The sequence below is a fragment of the Oceanobacillus aidingensis genome (genome assembly GCF_042654105.1).
In the GTDB taxonomy this organism is placed as follows: Bacteria; Bacillota; Bacilli; order Bacillales; family Amphibacillaceae; genus Oceanobacillus; species Oceanobacillus oncorhynchi.
The window spans coordinates 99,663-121,346 of sequence record NZ_JBHSFT010000012.1; the positions used below are offsets into that span (position 1 = coordinate 99,663).

General features: G+C 42.5%; 14 protein-coding genes and 2 pseudogenes. 3 read left to right on the top strand and 13 right to left on the bottom strand.

What is annotated here, in order from left to right:
* Positions 1-423: 423 nt before the first annotated feature.
* The 6 genes and pseudogenes from gnd to ACFO3P_RS08960 all read right to left on the bottom strand — a co-directional run bounded on the left by gnd (position 424) and on the right by ACFO3P_RS08960 (position 9,666).
* Positions 424-1,821, bottom strand: coding sequence for a decarboxylating NADP(+)-dependent phosphogluconate dehydrogenase (gnd, locus tag ACFO3P_RS08935; RefSeq protein WP_289584726.1), 1,398 nt, complete (start codon positions 1,819-1,821; stop codon positions 424-426).
* 129 nt (positions 1,822-1,950) lie between these two features.
* The gene (locus tag ACFO3P_RS08940) at positions 1,951-3,309 is read right to left on the bottom strand and encodes a gluconate:H+ symporter (protein ID WP_042531511.1); all 1,359 of its coding nucleotides are present in this window, start codon (positions 3,307-3,309) and stop codon (positions 1,951-1,953) included.
* Between the two features lie 12 nt (positions 3,310-3,321).
* The gene (gene gntK / locus ACFO3P_RS08945; protein ID WP_256706269.1) at positions 3,322-4,872 is read right to left on the bottom strand and encodes a gluconokinase; all 1,551 of its coding nucleotides are present in this window, start codon (positions 4,870-4,872) and stop codon (positions 3,322-3,324) included.
* Positions 4,873-5,205: 333 nt separating this feature from the next.
* Complete coding sequence (gene bglA, locus ACFO3P_RS08950) at positions 5,206-6,657, bottom strand: 6-phospho-beta-glucosidase BglA (protein WP_193062740.1); 1,452 nt, start codon at positions 6,655-6,657, stop codon at positions 5,206-5,208.
* Positions 6,658-6,675: 18 nt separating this feature from the next.
* Positions 6,676-7,905: pseudogene (locus ACFO3P_RS08955) on the bottom strand (glucose PTS transporter subunit IIA); the annotation flags it as partial.
* 177 nt (positions 7,906-8,082) lie between these two features.
* On the bottom strand, positions 8,083-9,666 hold the full coding sequence (locus ACFO3P_RS08960) for a zinc ribbon domain-containing protein (RefSeq protein ID WP_289584725.1): 1,584 nt from the start codon (positions 9,664-9,666) through the stop codon (positions 8,083-8,085).
* 206 nt (positions 9,667-9,872) lie between these two features.
* On the opposite strand from ACFO3P_RS08960, the pseudogene ACFO3P_RS08965 reads away from it, so the two are divergent.
* A pseudogene (locus tag ACFO3P_RS08965) lies at positions 9,873-10,079 on the top strand (UTRA domain-containing protein); the annotation flags it as partial.
* Positions 10,080-10,191: 112 nt separating this feature from the next.
* Here the strand turns inward: ACFO3P_RS08965 and ACFO3P_RS08970 are convergent.
* The 3 genes from ACFO3P_RS08970 to ACFO3P_RS08980 all read right to left on the bottom strand — a co-directional run bounded on the left by ACFO3P_RS08970 (position 10,192) and on the right by ACFO3P_RS08980 (position 14,106).
* Complete coding sequence (locus tag ACFO3P_RS08970; protein ID WP_193062736.1) at positions 10,192-11,916, bottom strand: class I adenylate-forming enzyme family protein; 1,725 nt, start codon at positions 11,914-11,916, stop codon at positions 10,192-10,194.
* A gap of 42 nt (positions 11,917-11,958) precedes the next feature.
* Entirely contained in the window at positions 11,959-13,224 is a 1,266-nt protein-coding gene (locus tag ACFO3P_RS08975) for a beta-ketoacyl-[acyl-carrier-protein] synthase family protein (protein WP_193062734.1), read from the bottom strand.
* Positions 13,225-13,509: 285 nt separating this feature from the next.
* On the bottom strand, positions 13,510-14,106 hold the full coding sequence (locus tag ACFO3P_RS08980) for a DNA-3-methyladenine glycosylase (protein ID WP_042531497.1): 597 nt from the start codon (positions 14,104-14,106) through the stop codon (positions 13,510-13,512).
* Positions 14,107-14,322: 216 nt separating this feature from the next.
* Between ACFO3P_RS08980 and ACFO3P_RS08985 the strand changes: the two genes are divergently transcribed.
* Positions 14,323-15,474, top strand: a complete 1,152-nt coding sequence (locus tag ACFO3P_RS08985) for an acyl-CoA dehydrogenase family protein (protein ID WP_193062732.1) — start codon at positions 14,323-14,325, stop codon at positions 15,472-15,474.
* Positions 15,475-15,540: 66 nt separating this feature from the next.
* Here ACFO3P_RS08985 and ACFO3P_RS08990 read toward each other — a convergent pair whose 3' ends face one another.
* Positions 15,541-16,758 carry an MFS transporter gene (locus tag ACFO3P_RS08990; protein ID WP_193062730.1) on the bottom strand — a complete coding sequence of 406 codons (1,218 nt, stop codon included), beginning with the start codon at positions 16,756-16,758 and terminating at the stop codon, positions 15,541-15,543.
* A gap of 20 nt (positions 16,759-16,778) precedes the next feature.
* Entirely contained in the window at positions 16,779-17,822 is a 1,044-nt protein-coding gene (locus tag ACFO3P_RS08995; RefSeq protein WP_042531493.1) for an ArsR/SmtB family transcription factor, read from the bottom strand.
* A 340-nt stretch (positions 17,823-18,162) separates the two neighbouring features.
* On the opposite strand from ACFO3P_RS08995, the gene ACFO3P_RS09000 reads away from it, so the two are divergent.
* The gene (locus ACFO3P_RS09000) at positions 18,163-19,029 is read left to right on the top strand and encodes an SDR family oxidoreductase (RefSeq protein WP_193062907.1); all 867 of its coding nucleotides are present in this window, start codon (positions 18,163-18,165) and stop codon (positions 19,027-19,029) included.
* A gap of 51 nt (positions 19,030-19,080) precedes the next feature.
* Here ACFO3P_RS09000 and ACFO3P_RS09005 read toward each other — a convergent pair whose 3' ends face one another.
* Both ACFO3P_RS09005 and ACFO3P_RS09010 read right to left on the bottom strand, forming a co-directional pair.
* A complete protein-coding gene (locus ACFO3P_RS09005; RefSeq protein WP_193062728.1) occupies positions 19,081-19,245 on the bottom strand; it encodes a hypothetical protein in 165 nt (54 codons plus the stop codon).
* A gap of 3 nt (positions 19,246-19,248) precedes the next feature.
* Positions 19,249-21,675, bottom strand: a complete 2,427-nt coding sequence (locus ACFO3P_RS09010) for a heavy metal translocating P-type ATPase (RefSeq protein WP_193062726.1) — start codon at positions 21,673-21,675, stop codon at positions 19,249-19,251.
* Positions 21,676-21,684: the final 9 nt, after the last annotated feature.

Below are 21,684 nucleotides of genomic sequence, written 5' to 3' on the forward strand. Positions count from 1 at the left end.
TGCCAATAGAGTTTGTGACTATAGTAACAAGTTTATTATATCATACCTTTCTATGGGTCATCTATATTCAAATAATTGCAGCTTAATTAGCAAGCTGACTTTCTCTTCCGTTCATGATTCCTTTTTGCTGTACCTGAAAAGCACCGATTTTCACGGATACGCAAAAAAGTATTGCAGCGCATTTCGATTACGCTGCAATACTTTATTAGAATGTCTCTCTTTTAATAGTTTGTCATATACTGCTCCCGCCCCCGCGGATGAATCGCAGTACGGAACAAAAATGCAGACTGCTGTTCAATAAAAGGAATATCGATACAGAGATTTTTTACCGTGTCTGCTTCAGAATTTAAAAATACATTAGAGAAAAAGAAGTTGGTCAGGAACGCTTAGAATAAAACGAAACGCTTCTGCCTAAAGCCTAGCTTACCACTCCGTATGAAAATGACCTTCTTTATCCACACGCTGATACGTATGCGCTCCAAAATAATCGCGTTGTGCCTGAATCAGGTTGGCGCCGCTTTTGGCAGAACGGTAGCCATCATAATATACCAGCGAAGCATTAAAGCACGGTAATGCTAATCCAGTTTCCATTCCTTTGATAACCACTTTTCGCATCGATGCCTGATAGTTATTCAAAATTGTTTTGAAATATGGAGACAGGAGAAGGTTGGATAATTCTTTGTCTTCCTTAAATGCTTTACTGATTTCATTTAAAATACCGGCACGGATAATGCAGCCGCCGCGGAAAATCAGCGCAATTTCATCCAGCTGCAAATCCCAGTTATACTGCTCTGATGCCTGCTTATATTGATAGAATCCTTGCGCATAGGTAATGATTTTCCCCATAAACAGTGCTTGCCGGACCAGCTCGACCCATTGACCCTTGTCAGCTGCATCTGCTAATTGGTTTGGCCCTGCTAATTCCTGCTCTGCCATCATGCGCTCTTCCTTCACATTGGACAGGAAACGCATAAATACAGATTCCGTAATAATAGATAAAGGTACTCCCGTATCCAGCGCATTTTGACTTGTCCATTTGCCGGTTCCTTTTTGTCCTGATTGATCTAAAATAACATCAACCAGCGGCTTTTTGGTTTCTTCATCCACGTGTGTCAAAATATCAGCTGTGATTTCCATCAGATAGCTTTCCAACTCGCCTTTGTTCCACTCTGCAAAAATAGCGGCAATGTCATCGACATTGAGCCCTAACCTTTCCCGCAGGAATTGATAGGCTTCCGTAATCAGCTGCATATCAGCATACTCGATACCGTTATGCACCATTTTGACGTAATGGCCGGATCCTTCTTTGCCAAGATACGAACAGCACGGCTTGCCATCCACCTGTGCCGCAATTTTTTCCAGAATAGGAGCAACGTGCTGATAGGCTTCTTTATCTCCGCTTGGCATTAATGAAGGACCGTTTAATGCGCCTTCTTCACCGCCGGATACGCCCACACCAATAAAATGAAAACCTTTTTCCTTTAAGTAACCGTATCTGCGGTTAGAGTCCTGGAAATTAGAGTTTCCTCCGTCCATAATAATATCGCCCTGTTCCAGCAAAGGCAGAAGACTATTGATGACGGAGTCTACAACAGCTCCAGCTGTTACCATCAAAAAGATTTTTCTTGGTTTTTCCAGCGAATGGATAAACTGCGTCAGCTCATAATACGCTGTTGTATTCTCATGCGGATGCTTTTCTTGAAATGCTTCCGTCAAATCAGGTGTATAATTATAGACTGCGACCTTTTCACCCTTATTCGCCATATTCAAAGCAAGATTCGCTCCCATGACTCCCAGTCCAAAAACGCCAATTGAATTCATTTTTTCATTCCATTCCTTTCGCCAGGTGTTCAAGCGCTTTATAAAATCAAGAGAGCCCGAACACCTTTCACACAAATATTTCAGTCGAAGCTTAAGACAGAATTCCTGTACTGTCAGCTTGCCCAAGTTTTAAATAACTAAGCTTATTAAAAGCGTAAATACAAGTCCGGATACAGAGATAATCGTTTCCAGTAACGTCCAAGTTGCAAATGTTTCTTTCATCGATAAATTGAAGTATTCCTTAAAAATCCAAAATCCGGTATCGTTTACATGGGAAGCAATCAAACTTCCTGCGCCTGTAGCTAACACCATCAGCGCCAGATTCACATCGGTTCCTTCAATCAACGGAATCACCATTCCAGCAGTTGTTAAAGCTGCCACGGTTGCCGAACCTAAGGAAACCCTTAAAATAGCAGCAATCAGCCACGCAAGCAGAATTGGCGACATATTTGAACCAGAGAAGATATTTGCTACAGCATCACCGACACCGCCGTCAATCAATACTTGTTTTAACGCACCGCCGCCTGCAGTAACTAAAAGAACAATACTAATTCCGCGAACGGATTCCTCTGCTGAACTCATCAATGTTTTCATCGGAATCTTACGTGCAATCCCCATCGTGTAAATCGCAAATAACAGGGAGAGAAGGAGAGCCATTGTCGGGTCTCCAATGACGCGTGCGATTTCAAAAAACAAATTATCTGCAAGTCCGGCAATTTCCTGAACCAGCTGTACAATCGTTGTAACCGCCATCAATATGACTGGAGAAAGTGCAGTCAAGGCACTAATACCAAATCCAGGTGTTTCTTCTTCTTCAAATGTTTTTGTCGTTCCAAGTGATCCAATATTGCCGATTCGTGAAAAAGCATCCGGCACCAATTTCTGAGCTACTTTCGTAAATAACGGTCCGGCGATAATCACCGTCGGAATAGCAATCACAATACCGATAAGCAGCACCATGCCGATATTTGCTTCATATTGCTGTGCAATTACTGTCGGGCCCGGGTGAGGAGGCAGGAATCCATGTGTGACGGATAATGCAGCCGTCATCGGCACACCCAGATATAATAAAGGCAATTTAACTTCTTTAGCAATCTGATACACAATCGGAATTAATAAAACAAGTCCTACTTCAAAGAACAATGCGATACCAATGATAAAAGAAGCAACAACAACAGCCCATTGAATTCGTTTTTTACCAAATACATTAATTAATGTTAAAGCGATACGATGGGCACCGCCGGCATCAGCCAGTAACTTCCCTAGCATTGCACCGAAAACAAAGATAAGCGCAATGTCGCCAAGTGTGCCTCCAAGTCCTCCTTGGACCGTTTCAACAATTTCACCTGGAGACATGCCCAGTGCCAATGCCGTTAGTAAAGAAACAACAATCAATGCAATAAACGTATTTAAGTTCCACTTCATGATTAGCAGCAATAGTGTCACTACTGCCAGCGCAACAATAATAAGCGGATAAATATTTTCCATTATTCTCAGCTCCTATTCTTCATTCTGTTTATTTTCCAGTGATTTCTTTTCCTGATAAGCCGCAATTTGTTCGTATTCCTGTTCAAGCGAACGGGAAATATTGATAAAAATCGGCATTAATTCCTGATACGTTGAAACATGATCCGGGTTCGGTTCATGCTCATGTGTAAAACCAATCAACTCTTCTACTACATCGAAGGAATCAATTTTCCCTTCTGCATACAATCCCAGTAAGCAAGCTCCCAAGCAGGAGGACTCATAGCTTTTCGGAACGATGACATTCTGGTCAAAGATATCAGCCATCATTTGCCGCCACAATTCTGATTTTGAAAAACCGCCCGTTGCTTTAATCGATTTCACCGGCACATCCATTACTTCCACTAATGCCAGAAAAACAGAGTATAAGTTAAAAATAACGCCTTCTAACGCAGCACGTACCATATGCTCTTTTTTATGATTCAATGTTAAACCGATAAAGGAACCGCGGACATTCGCATTCCAAAGCGGTGCACGCTCTCCAGCCAAAAACGGGTGGAATAACAATCCATTTGATCCGGGCTCCACCTGCTTTGCGATAGCAGTTAATACTTCATACGCATCAATGTTTAATCGTTTTGCTGTTTCGACTTCACTTGCAGCAAGCTCATCACGAATCCAGCGCAACACCATGCCGCCATTATTTACCGGCCCGCCGATGACCCAATGATCCTCCGTTAATGCATAGCAAAAAATTCGGCCTTTTTGATCGGTGCGCGGTTTAGGAATAACGGTGCGGATAGCCCCGCTCGTGCCGATGGTAATCGCCACATCTCCTTCTTTTATCGCATTTACGCCAATATTGGACAGCACCCCATCACTTGCTCCAATAATAAATTTCGTTTCTGGTGCAATGCCTAAATCCTCCGCAATCTCCGAATGACAGTTTGTAAAGCTTTCTGTTGTAGGAACAAGTCTTGGGAGTTTATCCGCTGAAATACCAGCCATTTCAAGAGCTCCTTTATCCCAAGCAAGCTCCTCCAAATTCATCATCCCCGTAGCGGAACCAAGAGAATAATCCATCACATAGTCGCCGAAGAATTGATAGAAAACATATTCTTTGATGCCGATGTATTTCTTTGTTTTTTCAGCTGTTTCTGGCTGCTCCTGCTCCAGCCATGTAATTTTGCTAAGCGGAGACATTGGGTGGATGGGGGTTCCCGTTCGCAGGTAAACATCATGGCCGTTCCATTCATTTTTAATTTTCGTTGCCCAATGCGAGCTGCGGTTATCTGCCCAAGTAATGCATGGTGTAATGGCTTTATTATCTTCATCCATTGCAATTAGACTGTGCATTGCGCTGCTGAAAGAAATAAAGGAAAGGTCTTTTTTATCTATCTCTGATTCCTTTACTGTTTCTCGGATAACATGAAGCACCGCCTGATAAATATCGTCCGGATTTTGCTCAGCTGTACGTACATCCGGCGTATGCAAATCATATCCCTGATTACTCTGCGCGATAATTTCACCTGTTTCCCGGTAAAGAACGCCTTTTGTACTTGTTGTGCCAATGTCGACTCCGAGCATAAATTTATGTTGATTCACATTCATCCCTCACTATCTTTTATTAGAAACTGTGTATTGTTATGACATATCCCTCTGCCATTTATTTAATCCATTCACCCTTTTTATATCACTGAAATAAAGGGCTTACAAAACATATAATTTGTTAGTTCGAATACTTGTATACAAGTATCCTAACATGTAATTTCCATCTTGTAAACGCTTTTATTATATTTTTTTCATTTAAATTTAAGAGGTCAATCGTTTCGGGCTGTGAAAGATAGCCATTACAACAGAAAAAAGGACTTTCCTAACCCATCAAGTTAAGTAAGCCCCTTTTTTCGTCACTATATCATTTTATCTTTCGTAATGTAAGTCTTCCCCATTTGATTGAATTACTTTCTTATACCAATCAAATGAATCTTTCTTCGAGCGTTTCATGGTTCCATTACCTTCGTTATCCCGGTCTACATAAATCATGCCGTAGCGTTTCTTCATTTCCCCGGTTGTAAAGGATACAATGTCCATAATTCCCCAAGGAGTATAGCCGATTAAGTCTACGCCATCCTCATTCACAGCCGCTTTTAAAGCTTCGATATGAGCGCCAAGATAATTGATTCTTGCTTCGTCATGAATGGATCCATCTTCTTCGACTGTATCAACCGCTCCAAATCCATTTTCCACAATAAACATCGGCAGCTGATAGCGGTCATAAAAGCGATTCAGCGTGTAACGCAAGCCTGTCGGATCAATTGCCCAGCCCCAGTCGCTGGATTGAATATATGGATTATCAACCCCATGTGGCAGGCCGCCATCCGTTTTTTCTGCAGACTCGTCCGGTTCCACCTCACTGCTTACGGTTGTAGACATGTAATAGCTGAAGCCTAGGTAGTCGACTTTTCCGTTTAAGAGAATCTCATCGTCTCCTTCTTCCATGACAATATTGTAGCCTTTACGTTCGAATTCTTTTAATGCATAGCTTGGATAATATCCGCGCACCTGTACATCCGGGAAGAAATAGCGGTCGCGCATATATTCTTCGGCAAGCATGATATCCTCTGGATTCGAAGTAGATGGATAGATTGGCACGTGAGAAACCATCGCTCCAATTTCAAACGCCGGGTTGATTTCCTTTCCTTTTGCAACAGCCAATGCACTTGCTACCAGCTCATGGTGCGCAGTCTGATACATCACTTCCTTTGCATTTTCCCCTTCTTTTAACAGGACACCTGAATTTGTCCAGAGGAACAGCGGGTTACGGACATCCATTTTATTATTGATTTCATTAAAGGTCATCCAATATTTCACCTTGTTTTTATAACGTTCAAACACAACCTCCGCAAACTTCACAAAACAATCGACCACTTTTCTGCTGCGAAAACCGCCGTATTCGCGCGCTAAGTGCAATGGCATTTCAAAGTGAGATAAGGTGATTACCGGCTCAATACCGTATTTCATAAGCTCGTCAAACACATCGTCATAAAATTGCAGTCCTTCTTCGTTTGGCTCCGCCTCGTCCCCTTTTGGAAAAATGCGGGACCAGCCAATCGATGTACGCAAGCATTTCAGACCCATTTCTGCAAATAACGCAATGTCCTCTTTGTAGTGATGGTAAAAATCCACCGCTTCATGATTTGGATAAAATTCGTCCGTCTCTACCTTATCCGTAATTCTTCTTGGCACACCATTGGCACCAGCAGTCAGTACATCCACTACGCTTGGTCCTTTTCCGCCTTCATTCCAGCCGCCTTCAAATTGATGGGCAGCAAAAGCACCGCCCCATAAGAAATCCTTTGATAATTCACTCATTGTTCTTCCTCCTTCGTTTTATTTAACAACACTAATTAGTCTTTCGCCTGTATTTATTTCTGCTGTACCTTCTACAATCGCTTCCTCATATTCTCCTATATTCGTAATAATAACAGGAGTTATCGTCGGCAGTCCTTTTTCACGGATCATGTCTTGATTAAATGTTATTAACTTATCGCCTTGCTGGACATTTTGCCCATCTTCCACATGAACTGTAAAAGGCTCCCCGTTTAATTCCACTGTCTCCGAACCGACGTGAATCAATAATTCCACACCGCTGTTCGTACGCACTCCAACCGCATGCTTGGAAGGGGCAATGAAAACAATCTTGCCGTCAGCCGGAGAGACCACTTCATTGCTGGATGGTTCTACAGCGACCCCTTGTCCCATAGCACCAGCCCTGAATACGTCATCTGGAACCTCGGATAACGCCATTAGCTTTCCACTTAACGGAGCCGCAATTTCTTCTTCATTTGGAACAGTGTTTTCTGATCCATCTTTCTTTTCAGACTCTCCTTGATCAGAGGCAAGTGCTTCATCTGCTTGTTTTGCTGTATCTTCACCATAACCCAGAATCTGCGTCAACACAATTGGCAGAACAATAGCAATCGCAGCCCCAATCAAAATCCCCCAGATAGACATTGGATATTCGCTGTTAATTGCGTTTACCATTGTTATCGGGCTCGGCAGACCTGCATAAGCGAAATAGCTTGGTCTGAAGAAGCTCGCTACAATCGCTCCAATCGCTCCGGAAATACATCCGTAAATAAATGGGCTCTTAAATCGCAACGTCACCCCGTAAATGGCTGGTTCCGTAATCCCGAATATACCGGTGATCCCTGCTGAGGTACTCACCTTTTTGGTTTCGCTGTTTTTCGTTTTAAGCAGCACACCAATAACAGCTCCGACCTGCGCTACAACGGCGATCGTTTGATAGACCTGGAAAGAATCCATTCCATATTGTTCAAAGTTGAAAAGTACCATTGGCGTAACGCCCCAATGCACTCCGAAAATAACAATAATCTGCCAAAACCCGCCGATGATGGCAGCTGCAAGTGCAGGGAATACATCAACCAGATAATTATATCCGTCCGCAATCGCATTTGCGCCGCCTGTTGTTATTGGTCCGATCACTAGAAGAATGAGCGGTACCATAATCAAAATACTAAAGAACGGTACAAACAAGGGACGAATGACTTCTGGAATTTTCTTGTTCAAGAATTTTTCCACATAGGATAATATCCAAAGTGAACCTCCGGGCATTGAAATACCAGGCATCTTCTGATTACTCAAGAAAGTCGTTCATAAACAGCATCACAAACTTCCCCGATCGTCATACAGATGCATCTTCGGCCAGCGGATAACAAATACGTTATCATCAATCTCGAAGCTTTTCCCCGAATGAAAGGTAAGAGGTTCATTTGGCTATACGAATTGAACCTTTTTCATATAGCTGCAGTGACGTTTATATAATAATTCGCGAAGTTCCTTGTGCCGCTTTTTAGTGTTATTTTTATATTTTTCTACGATAGCAGTAATTTCCGTATCCAAAGCACGGTTTTTTATGACTACGGAAGCGTTATAATCCGCATCAGCCTTATACTTGCACACGGTACAAGTATAAGTTTTGCCTTTACGATTATCCTCGTCAACATGATGACACTTCCCGCACATTTTCGACGTGTAGGCAGGATCTACTGTTTTATAATGGTAGCCATGCCAATCCAGTTTTGCGGTTATTTTTCGCATCAGTTTCCCGCGAATCCAAAAGCTGTCCCGTTTATTCGCTTTCTTGCCCCGATCAAACTTCACAATATCCAGATCCTCAAATATAGGTAAATAACTGTTCGTTGTGATTTCTTCAAATAGACGTTTGACAGCTTGGCTTATCTCGTAATCTACAACCGCATGATAGCGCCTGCGCTCTTTTTGGAGCGACTTTTTACCGTTTAAATTATCGGCTATGTGTTTGATTTTTTTTCGTAATAGTTCTTTTTCAAACTGGTTATCCGTTTTCTTTAATTGTTTTTGATACGCTCTTAATTTATTCCTTAACGAAGAACGGTTGCCCAACTTTTTCTCAAGCGATCCCTCATATACATGGACCATCCTGGAAAAAGAGCCATATTTGGTGTGATTACTGGTGTAAAATAAATCCGTGATTCCTTGATCGATTCCCAGCAGCTCCTCTTGTGCTCTTTTGTTCACCTTTTTCGTGAAAGGGATCCCGATTTTAACTTTTCCATTCACAACTTTGGCAGTCATGGAGCCATTTTTATATTGATTTAATCTCCTTAAACTGTTTTCACTAGTGCTGACTGGTATTTCCACATACTTTTTTTCGTTTAGCAATTTTAAGGATACAACAAAATCTTCTGTCGTAGAATGGGATTTCTCGATTTTAGAAACTCTCGAATCCAATTGTAGTGTAGCCTTATGGACAAAGGGAAGTTTCCAATGATCCAGTTTATCGTAGAATAACGCACGGATGTATTCCCTTTTTGAAGTGCGTTGTTCTTCCGTTAACCTAGATAATATCATGTATGCGTTTTCATAAGTTTTTGCAGCTTGCTTATTTTTGGTGCTTTGCTGCAATGCCCTTAATACAGCTAATTCATTTTCATCCTGAACAGAAGCATTCAAAAGAGATATGAACGATACATAAGGAATTATACCTTTATCATGGTGGAAAATATACCCATATAAATTATTTTTAATTTGCATGAAATGATTATGAAGCAGGCTAACTGCCTGATCAATCGCATTTTGACCATAAGCAGATCCTAATTGATGTGTGTGTCTTACACTTTTTTCAAGTGCACGAATCTTGGGGGCTTGTTTGTTATTATTCATTAAGTCAAGGTAGTACTTGCTGTCATTAGCCATTTCTTTGATAAATCTATTCATCAAATTTGTATAGGCTTGTTCTGTTTCTATCAAACGTTCCAATTTGTTCTTGGTTGGCTTTCCGAATAGAAATACAGATTTTTTCCGATCATTTTTCCCCAAATATGATCACCCTTTCAATTTTTGGTTGTCCATGTATTTCTTAAAAGGATTATCCCATTAGCTCAGAGTAAGTTAGCCATATGAAACACCTTCAGCGAACTTTTGTTCGCAATTTAATTATATCAAACATTAGTTCGTTTGGGAAGCCATGCCATAACTTTCCTTCCATAATTGTTCCATTACTCAGGGAATTACATAAATAACATGGTCTAAAAGTTGGATTCTCTGATATGTATATGCAAACTGGCAAATTGACTGAACAGGAAGCAAGTTATTTGAAATTAAAGAACGGTGAACCTAAGCTCACGATGGAAAGCATCTTCTACCTGACAAATGGAATACCCTTCGATTACTCCAAGGTTACTTACAATTACAATCAATCGCAATTTTTTATTTTAGGTACAGGAATTTAATTCCTTTAGCACATCAAATAAACCTGCTCAAAGCTGTTTTAACAGGTTTCGCAGCAGGTTTATTTCATCCCAGTTTCATGAACAGTAAACCCCGCCATATCGGGATTTCACGTTATTTCTTCCGTTTTTCTTCCGCTATATCCTGCAGTTTAAATTTCTGTATCTTACCTGTTCCCGTCAGCGGCCAATCCGCCGCTTCTACAAACCAGATATAACGCGGGACTTTAAATCGTGCTACATGCTCCCGGCACAGCTTTCGGATTTCCTGCTTCGTGCACGTTTCGCCTTGTTTTAATTCCACAAACGCGGCACCGGTTTCTGTTGTTAATTGATCCGGCACGCCGACGATATAAACTTGATTTACTGCCGGGTGCATGGAAATCACATCCTCTACCTCTTTGGGAGCTACGGTTTCTCCAGATACTTTATACAGATCCTTACTTCTTCCTAACAGCCGAATATAACCTTGTTCATCAATCGTCCCCAGGTCTCCGCTGCGGATATATCCGTCCTCATCCTTGGCAAAAGCTGTCTCTTCCGGCTTTTTATAATACCCTTCTGTTACCACATTTCCCCGCACCGCTAACTCGCCGGCAGAACCGCTTGGCAGTGTTTCTCTTGTATCGGGATCAATCACTTTGTACGTGACACTTTTATCTCCAAACTCCGGATGAGCAGCAGATCCTGCTGTTTTTACTTTCCCGACTGTGGTAGAGATAATCTCCAACGGGGCTCCAATTTCAGTCAGCATCGTAGTAGAGCCCGCTTCTGTCGCGCCACAGCCTGTACCAATTTCGGTCACTTCTAATTCATCTACTGCTCTTTTCCATAACGGGACCGGCGAAGGAGCGGCACAGCATAATAGCGCATAAAGAGACTTTAGATTGGTATGCTTTACTTCCGGACGATTTAATAAGGCAACAAGCATCGATGGAACAGCCAGAAAATCATGAACCTGGTATTTCTCCATCAGCTCCAGTGACTGAAGCGGCTGAAACGCATGACAGGTCACCATCCCTCCTCCTACAAAGGAAGCGGCAAACAAGCCTTCCTGCAGAAAGTAAACATGGTACATCGGCAGCGGAGCATAAATACGTCTTCCTACCTCATATCCTCTGGTTAAGCACGTTGCAAAACCAGAACGGAGCAGCATATCATCCGTCAGCATCACGCCCTTCGGCAAGCCTGTAGAGCCGGAGGTATAAATAATAGCTGCAGTTGTGTCTGGATTATCTGTTTCCTTCCAGCGTTTGTTTAACGCCGTCTCTTCCACTGCTCGTGCACCTTGTAAAAATACTTCCCATGTCATATAGATTTCCGGTACATCTGCTTCTTTGTTGGGAATACAAACTGCTTTAGTAAAAGGGCTCTCTGCATCCGCTTGGAGTTCAGAAACAATATTCTTTAACCCTTCGGCATGATGCTGTTTTCCAGCGTATTGATGCGTAATCAGCCAATTGGTATCGGATTGACGCAGCATATAGGTCAATTCTTCCTTTTGCAGCTGCGTATTCAGCGGGACCATCACTGCTCCTGCCATCGAGGAAGCTACAAATAATGCGACGTATTCCGGTTCATTTTCCATTAAAACTGCGATATGGTCCCCCGGCTTAACGCCTAAATGCAGCATTGCCTTTGTATATTCACGTGCCCGCTCCCACGTTTCCCCATAAGTTACAGCCTGATTCGGCATCATAATCAAAGGATTATCGCTATATTGCTGGCACTGCTTATGAAAATGCGTCGCAATCGTCCGCTTCTCCCAGCTTGGATACATCTTTTCCAGTGCAGCCTGCCGCTCCACTACACTTCCATGGCCTTGCCGTTCTTCTAGCATTCTTATCTCTCCATTTCATTATTCGTTTCCTCTTTTGCCCGATTAACCTTGAGGTGCCTGCCAAATCACAATTCCATTTTGTCCGCCAAAGCCAAAGGAATTGCTCATTGCTGTCTGGATTTGCTGCTTGCGACTTACATTTGGAACAATATCCAGCGGAGCCGCTTCGTCCCTATTTTCTGAATGAAGGGTTGCCGGCAATATTCCCGTCTCTATTGCCTTAATCGATGCAATGCTTTCAATGGCTCCAGCCGCTCCTAATAAATGCCCGACGCTGCCTTTAATGGAGCTGACCGGCATGTTATCCAAATTCTCTCCAAATATCATCTTTAATGCTTTCGTCTCTGCAATATCTCCAGCCGGAGTCGACGTTGCGTGCGCATTAATATAGTCAACCTCCTCCGGTTTTAACTGTGCGGAACGGAGCGCCCGCTCGATTGCCAAAGCGGCGCTTGTTCCTTCCGGGTCAGGAGAGGTGTCATGATACGCATCATTCGAAGCTCCATATCCTTTTAACGTTGCGTATATATGCGCTCCTCTTGCTTTGGCACGCTCCAGCGGTTCCAGAACAAATAAACCTGCTCCTTCTCCCATAACCATTCCTGTCCTCGCTGCATCAAACGGCCGGGACCATGTGGAAATATCTTCCGGACCTTTTGCTGCCAATGCGCCCGCATCACCTAAACCGGATAAAAAGACATTCGACCATAAGCTATCCACGCCTCCAGCAAGAATATAATCCACATCATCACGGAAAAACCAGTAAGCAGATTCTCCGATAGCATTAGCCGAAGCAGCACATGCAGTGACATATGTATTCGACGGACCGCGGAATCCGTATTGAATCGAAATCGTACTTGCCGCTGCATTCGGAATCGATTTAGAAATCATACGCGGTCCGACTCTTTTTGCTTTACCCGTCGCTAATTTTTCAGACGCCTGCTCCAACGACTGAATCCCGCCAAAAGCTGTTCCAATCGCTGTTCCGAATCGATTTCGGTCTACCCCATCTATGAAGGATTCTCCATCATTTTTTAACAATCCGGCATCCTTTAATGCTTCATCTGCTGTTATCAAAGCCAGCTGGGTGAAATAATCCGTATTTCGGATAATCTTTTTAGATAGAAAATCAGACACTTCAAAATCAGGTACACGAGCTCCTGCTTTTGTCCACTTTCGTATATTTTCATCGGTTATTTCCCTTACCGCAGAATGATTCGCAATTAAATTATCCCAAAACGCGGGTACTCCCATGCCAAATGGCGAGACAGCGCCCATCCCCGTTACTGCAATGTCTATCTGTTTCATGCCGCATGCTCCTCTGCATATTTTTTAGACCAAATCTTCCCCTGTGTACATTCTCTATTATAAACATGACCAGCCTACCATTTTAAGCTGCCATATCCTATTCAAAACCTAGTATTATTATAATGTAAGTATATATTTTCCTCAAACCATCCATTCCCAGATTTGTTTAGACTATCAGGTTATCTGTTTTTATTTTCTTACTATAATAAATTGAATTTAATATTAATAGCTACCGCTACATAAAAATTCCCGTTATCGTACAAATGATAACGGGAATTTTAAGGGTTATTTAGAAACAAATTTATTGCCGGCTACCCAAAAGCGATAGGGATAATCTCTGGCCTCTCCAGAATTATCAATACCAATCCGCGGACCGCGATTTATTTTCTCCGGCTTTTTTCCTTCCGCAATAAACAGCGGCGGCTCCTTGAGAGACCGTCCATAATCTCTCATATTAATATCTAAAGCCTGCGATAGTTTGCCCGGCCCGCTTGTTAGATTTTGAAATTTTTTCACTGGACGGCGGGCCATCATCAGATCGATTCCTGTATAAGGCTCCACTGCCCGAATTAATACGCTTTCCGGTACTTCCTTCTCCGCACTGACCACATTAATTAAGCAATGATTATGAATGAGATGCGTATAGGTCATTCCAGCCTCTGCATAGAGAATCTCTGTCCGTTTCGTTCGCCGATTTCCAAATCCATGCGCTGCTCTGTCAGCATTTCCCAGATATGCTTCCGTTTCTACAATATATCCAGCGCTTGTTCCTTCCTCCGTTTGCTTTACTAAAATGCATCCAAGCAATTCTTCTGCTAACTGTAAGGTCGGATACTGATAAAATGCGTCTGGTAATGGGGTTAGATTAGGATCTTGTTTCATCGTATACACTCCTCGTTCTTATATCTCCTCTATAAGTTTACCCCATTTTAGTTAATTGTTAAGCATTCCCCTTTAAATAACTCCACCGTGCCTCTTACGGCGCAAAATATATTTCGGCCCATTCAAGATAATTGAACTATTCTGCAAACAATGAAATAATATAAATAAAACAAATCTGATGAATATACTTTGTCTTTTTCAAGGAGGAATACTGGTATGAGTTCTATAACAGCCCTAAAAACAAAAGAGGAGCGGGTCCAGCTTTTATCCAAAACAGTGGAGCCCTTTGGTGAACGTGTTCGGGAGCTTCCCGACGGCGCTTTTCCATATGAGAACTTTAAAGACTTGCAAGAAATCGGTTACCCGGCACTCACTGTACCTAAGGAAGATGGCGGAGCGGGTATTCCGCTGGATGAACTGCTTACCTATCAGCAAATAATTGCCCGGGCAGACGGTTCCACTGCATTATCTATCGGCTGGCATATGGGAATCATAAAACATTTAGGGGAAAGCAAGCCCTGGGACGAACAGATGTATACGAAGGTAATCAAGGACGTGGTTGAAAATGGTGCATTATTAAACAATTCCGCAACAGAACCGGCAACTGGAAGCCCGACGCGCGGCGGCAAACCGGAAACAACTGCTGTCAAAAAAGACGGTGGCTGGGTGATTACCGGACGAAAAACCTTTACGACGTTATCGCCAATCTTAACTTACTTTGTCGTTAGTGCTTCTATTGATGGAACAGATGACGTCGGTAACTTCCTGGTAAAGCATGATTTGGAAGGTGTTAACGTAGAAGAAACATGGGATTCGATTGCGATGCGCGGTTCTGGCAGCCATGATCTCGTTTTAGAAGAGGTTCATTTAGAGAAAGAAGATCTCGTTGAAATCATATCCAATCAGAAAAGAAAACCAGCAGGCTGGCTCTTGCATATACCGGCATGCTATCTCGGCATCGCACAGGCTGCTCAAAAAGATGCTGTCGCCTTTGCTACAAGCTATTCACCAAACAGTATCAAAGGGACGATTTCCGAGCTGCCGAATGTGAAACAAAAACTGGGTGATTTAGAGCTTCTTTTACTAGAATCTGAATACTTCCTGCATGCCATTGCAGATAAGTGGGATAAAGGCGATGAAGAAACCAGAAATACAATGGGCCCGGAATTAGGAGCAGTCAAGCTGTCTGTCACCAATAAAGCCGTTCAAGGTGTAGACCTTGCCATGCGTGTTGCCGGCGCGCAAAGCCTCAAGCTGAAAAATAATTTTGAACGCTATTACCGTGATGTCCGCGCCGGATTGCATAATCCGCCGATGGATGATATGACGGTGATGCAATTAGCGGATAAGTCGATACGCGAACTGTAAAGCATTCCAGCTAATAATGAAGGAAGAGCATACAGTAATGGAAGGAAGCTGTATGAAAATCTCGTTTCATACAGCTTCTTTTTCTTTGTCTGCATCTTCATCTATAAATTTAAAATATGGAAGCAAGATTCCCAATAAAGAAGTGGTGCTTATCACCATCCCTATCAATAAATATAATGGCCGGACGCCCCACATATCACTTAAGTAACCACCGGCCAGGACACCTAATGGCATCATACATCGAATAATTAACAGCCTCACAGAGAATATTTTCCCCATTAAATGATGCGGGATGATTTTTTGGCAGATTGTCGTATTATGTATCGCGAAAACAGCCATAGCTACTCCGCCAATTACCTCTGTCAGAATCCCCAATAGAATGCTTGTATTAAAAAATAGAAATACAAAGGTCAGCCCGCCGATAAACAAAGCGCCGAGCATGAGTTTTCTCCGGCTTTTATACTTTATCTTACCAACCAAAATAGAACCTAAGATAAAACCAACAGGAAAACCGGCCATAAAATAACCGTATGCTGCGTAGCTTCCAGATAACTCCTCTGTTATATAAGGAAGCGTTGTAACCATTGTCACCCCAACACCAAATTGGACAAAGCCAAGAAATATTCCTAACCAGACAATCACCCGTTTTCTAAAAAAGTAAGTGATACCCTCTGTAAATTCCTTTATCCACGGCGCTCTTGTTTTTTGCTGGATTCTCGTCTCTTGGATAAAAAGCAACGTGAAACCGCTTAACAAAAGCAATGTACTTACTAGAACCATCGTAGGCAAGACACCCAGATATTCAATCACGACTCCCCCTAAAAAAGGAGCGGTAAAGGTCATGAGCCGTGCTGTTCCTTCCAGATAGGCGTTCGCTGTTTCCAATTGCCCCTTTGCCACGATGGAAGGCGTGATTGCCTGATTTGCCGGAACATACAGCGGTGTAATTAAGCCAATGATAATCTGCACGAAATAGACATGCCATGGCAAAAGCGAATCTGTCCATAAAGCAAACAGCGGCACAAGAAAGACAAAGCCTCTTGCCATCTGGGAGAATATCAATATCCACTTGCGGCTCCAGCGGTCAATAAACGGACCGATAAATAATTGGAGCACCAAAGAAGGGATAAAATATAACAGCCACATACTCCCAAGGGCGAGGGTCGAGCCGGTTAATTGATAAATCAAAATGGAGTTACAAAAGGTTCCAAAAGCACCGCCTAGCTCTGAAATTCCATTGCCAATCCATATGGACAGAAAAGATCTATTCTTAAAAATGGACATTTCCTTCTGCTTTATCCCCTTCATTTTTCCAGATACCAGTCAAATTCTTTCGCTAAAAGGGAAAATACATTCTTTTTCAAGCAATATTTGGAATCGCGTATTTCTACGATTTTTGCTGCTCTTAATATTTTTAAATGATGGTGAATCGTCGATTTCCCGATATCTAGTCTTTCTGTCATATCCTGCAGCGTCCTTGGATGTTCAGATAATAATTTAACCATTTTCAAGCGTACCTCGTCACCTAATGCTTTATATTTCTGAACGAGAAAATAATCCGGCATATACCGATCGCTTGGAGACACACTTTCATTCGCAACCGGATAATAAAATACTTTGGTTCCTTCGATATCTGCTTCAATATTCCACGGACGATAAATATATTGAGGAATCAATAAGACGGTGTGGACACTGGGTTCAGGTATATAAGTCACCCCGCCGGTCGCCCATTGCACTAGTTCCTCCGAAGACACTTTCTGCTGCCTCTCTTTTTTTGATTGATAATCCTTTTCTAAAATTGCTTCGGTTTCCTGCTGTTTCTCCTTCCCTACTTCTTGATACCAGCTGTTCATTACCTTTGTCAGATGCTTTTTTAAAGATTCCGCTTCACAGGTACTGATAAATTCGATATATGCTGGAAAGAACGGGTTATGTTCTGTAACACGCATCAGCTCTTTGACTGCCTTTGTCTCTCCTTGCGCAGCCTGCTCCCGGTCGGTCTGATAATGACCTCCGACAAAAGGCAGGCAGATAAACTTCAGCTCTGTATCTGTTAAACCTTGTACATATTGCTCGAACGTTTCTAGACTTGAAAATTCCTGCTGATGAAGTATTTGGAGCAATGCTTTCCACGTATTATTTTTTTCAACAAATTCCAATTCCTCCGATAACGCTGCGGAAATAGATTCTCTTATCTGCATCCAATATTCTTTAGGCTTATCTAATGTATCCAGCAGCCGGGTATTTGTTATTGCCGCAATTCCTAACGCACATTCCCACAAAATAGAATAATGGAGCTTGACTTGATACGTTTCTCTTTCTCTGCTTGTTGTTTGCAGAACATCCACTTGATCACTCCTCGTATGTTATTTATTTTAGTTTAACACATATTCCATAAATATAGAATTTAATATTTTATATTTATGAAATGTATTACATCATCATATAGTGCTATCACGAAGAGCTTTGATTGTATAAAAGATGATATGAGTTAAAAAGAAAAGAATACTCCTGCTCCGCGCTCTCTAGAATCAGCTCTCTTCTAATTTGATACAATTAAAATTTTAAAAACTTGCAGCTTCTATTCATCTCTTTGATATGCCTTTCAAATTAAAAGGTTTATAAAACGCTCGTAAGTGGAAAAATGTTGATACATACTTGGAAACTGAAAAAAGGGAGGAACGTATGATGAAACCGACAGAAATGCAAAAAGGCAGTACACCAAGACAAACACAAGATAAGCAGCCGGGAATTGAATCGAAAATGAACCCGCTCCCGCATCAGCCAACAGATTATACAGGTACAGATAAACTAAGAGGAAAACATGCGCTGATCACCGGCGGTGACAGCGGAATTGGCCGTGCTGTTGCTATTTTATACGCGAAAGAGGGAGCAAATGTTGCCATCTCTTATTTAGATGAGCACGGAGATGCAGAGGAAACGCAAAAGCTAGTCGAAGCAGAGGGCGTCCAATGTCTCCTTCTTCCTGGAGATATCAAAGAAGAAGCTCATTGTATTGATTTAGTCCAAAAAACAGTAGAAGCATTTGGCGGCATCAATATTTTAGTCAATAATGCTGCCATCCAATTTGACCAGGAAAATGTAGAAGATATTCCTTCTGAACAGTTTGAAGAAGTATTCCGCGTGAATTTCTTCTCGCAATTTTATCTGACGAAAGCAGCTGTTCCGCATATGGGACAAGGGGATTCAATCATTAATACCTCTTCCATCAATGCCTATAAAGGAAATGCTACATTAATGGACTATTCGGCAACCAAAGGGGCGATTACTGCTTTCACTAGAAGTATTGCACAAAGTCTTGCTAAAAAAGGAATTCGAGCGAATACCGTCGCTCCTGGACCTGTATGGACACCGTTGATTCCATCTTCATTTGACGAAAAGAAAGTGGAACAATTTGGACAAGATTCTTTAATGGGACGGCCCGGTCAGCCATCAGAGCACGCTTGGCCTTATGTGATGCTTGCCTCCAAGGAAGCTTCTTATATGACTGGACAAGCTATTCATATTAACGGAGGAAGCTGGACATCTTCCTAATAAAAAAACAGCCTGTATTCTCGATAAAAGAATACAGGCTGTTATCTATTTCTATATAAAATCAGTTGAATTTACTTCTACAACTTGTGCTGCTGCATGATCATGAGGCTCTAAATCATTGCTTTCAAATGGATTATCCCCTGTGATCACACCATATGCAATAACTACAGCACATACATAAATAATCCCGATACTTACCCATTTTTTAATCGACATCGATTACGCCTCCCTTTTCAGCTTCAAGCGCTGAAGTCTGAGTGCATTGAGCACGACGGATACGGAGCTGCACGCCATCGCTGCGCCAGCAACCCATGGGGCTAACAGTCCAATCGCAGCAACTGGAATAGATGCAGAATTATAGGCAAAGGCGAAAAATAGATTTTGCTTGATATTCCGCATTGTTTTGGCGCTTAGCTCAATACTGTCAGCCACACTGTGTAAATCACCGCGCATCAGTGTCACATCTGCTGCTTCTATGGCGACATCGGTTCCTGTACCAATTGCCATTCCAATATCGGCAATTGCCAAGGCGGGAGCATCGTTAATACCATCGCCTACCATTGCTACTTTCTTGCCTTCCTGCTGCAGACGTTTAATTTCATCTGCTTTTTGATCTGGCAAGACCTCTGCAATGACACGATCGACACCAACCTCTTTGGCAATGGCCTGCGCTGTTCTTTCATTATCTCCAGTAAGCAGGATGACTTCCAAGTTTTGTTCATGCAAACGTTCAATTGCTTCTTTCGATGTTTCTTTTACTGTATCGGCAACAGCAACCATTCCTGCCAGTGCACCTCTATAACCGATAAGCATTGCCGTTTTTCCTGCTGCTTCAAGCTCCGTCATTTTTTCTTCGATGGAACCAATTTCGATATTTTGCTGCTTCATCAATTTTCGTGTACCAATATAGAGAGGTTCCCCCTCCCAGGTTACTTGAATACCTGCTCCGGGCACCGATTCAAAATCTGTTGTTTCGATTAAATCAATATGCTCTTCTTCTGCACCTTTCACAATGGCTTCTGCGAGCGGATGCTCCGAATGCTTCTCAGCAGAAGCTGCCATTTTTAACAGCTCCTCCTTGGTAATATCTCCTTGAGGAACAACATCTGTCAAAGCAGGCTCTCCTTTAGTGACGGTTCCTGTTTTATCCAGTACAATTGTTTCAATCATACGTGTATTTTCTAGATACTCTCCGCCTTTAAACAGAACGCCTAATTCCGCAGCTCTGCCTGATCCGGCCATAACCGATGTCGGCGTCGCCAGCCCAAGTGCACAGGGACAAGCAATAACCAGGACCGTAATTGCAGGAACTAAAGCTGCGCGTAAATCTCCTGGAGCAACCAAGAAATACCAGACAAGGAATGTCACAACCGCAATACTGACAACTACAGGAACAAAGATTCCAGATACACGGTCTGCTACTCGCTGAATATCCGCTTTGCTTCCCTGCGCTTCCTCTACAACTTTTACAATTTGTGCAAGTGCGGTATCCTTTCCAATTTTCGTGGCCTCGATTGTCAGCATGCCATTTTTATTGATGGTAGAGCCAATTGCCGTATCCCCAATATTTTTATCGATTGGAATACTTTCTCCGGTAATCATTGACTCATCCACAGCTGATTTGCCTTTGACAATCGCGCCATCAACCGGTATTTTCTCTCCTGGATGGACGATAACCTGATCGCCGACAGCTACTTCTTCAATGGCAATTTCCAGCTCTTCCCCGTCACGGATAACACGGGCTGTTTTCGCCTGCATATCTAACAGCTTTTTAATTGCCTGACCGGTACGTCCCTTTGCACGAACCTCGAATAATTTCCCAAGCAGAACTAACGTAATAATCACCGCAGCAGCTTCGAAATAAAGTTCAGGCATGCCAGCTGCGCCATGAATCTGCCACTCTATTCCGAGAAAAATACTATAGAGATAGGCTACCGATGTTCCTAGAGCAACGAGTACATCCATATTCGCGCTTTTATTTCTTAATGCTTTATAAGCTCCTACATAAAACTGCTTCCCTGCAATAAACTGCACGGGAGTGGCCAGCGCTAATTGCACCCATGGATTCATCAGCATATCCGGTGAATAAATAAACGATGTAAAGGAAAAATGCGTCACCATCGTCCATAATAACGGGAGCGTCAAAATAGCGGAGAAGATAAATTTTCCGGTCTGATGACGAATCTCCTCTTCTTTCCGATTTGATGTCTCTTCCTTGGATACCTGAGGTTTAAGGGAATATCCGAGCTTCTTCACAACCTCCATCATATCCTGGGACGTTACTTGATTTTCATTATATTCAACCGCCACATTTTCCAATGCGAAATTGACATTGGCTTCTGTCACGCCATCCATTTTGTTTAAACGTTTCTCAATCCGATTCGCACATGCTGCACACGTCATTCCCTCAACATCAAAGGTCTGCTTTTCATGCTGGACATGATAGCCCAGCTGCTCGATTTTCTTCTCAAAATCCGCTACCGATGTCTGCTCTGGATTATAGTGAATCGTCGATTTTTCGATTGCAAAATTAACATTAGCATCTTCTACACCATCTACCCGCTTCAAGCCTTTTTCAATTCGGGTAGCACAAGCCGCACAGGTCATTCCTTCAATAGGCAATGTGACTTCTTTTTTAGCTTCCATCCAAACCGC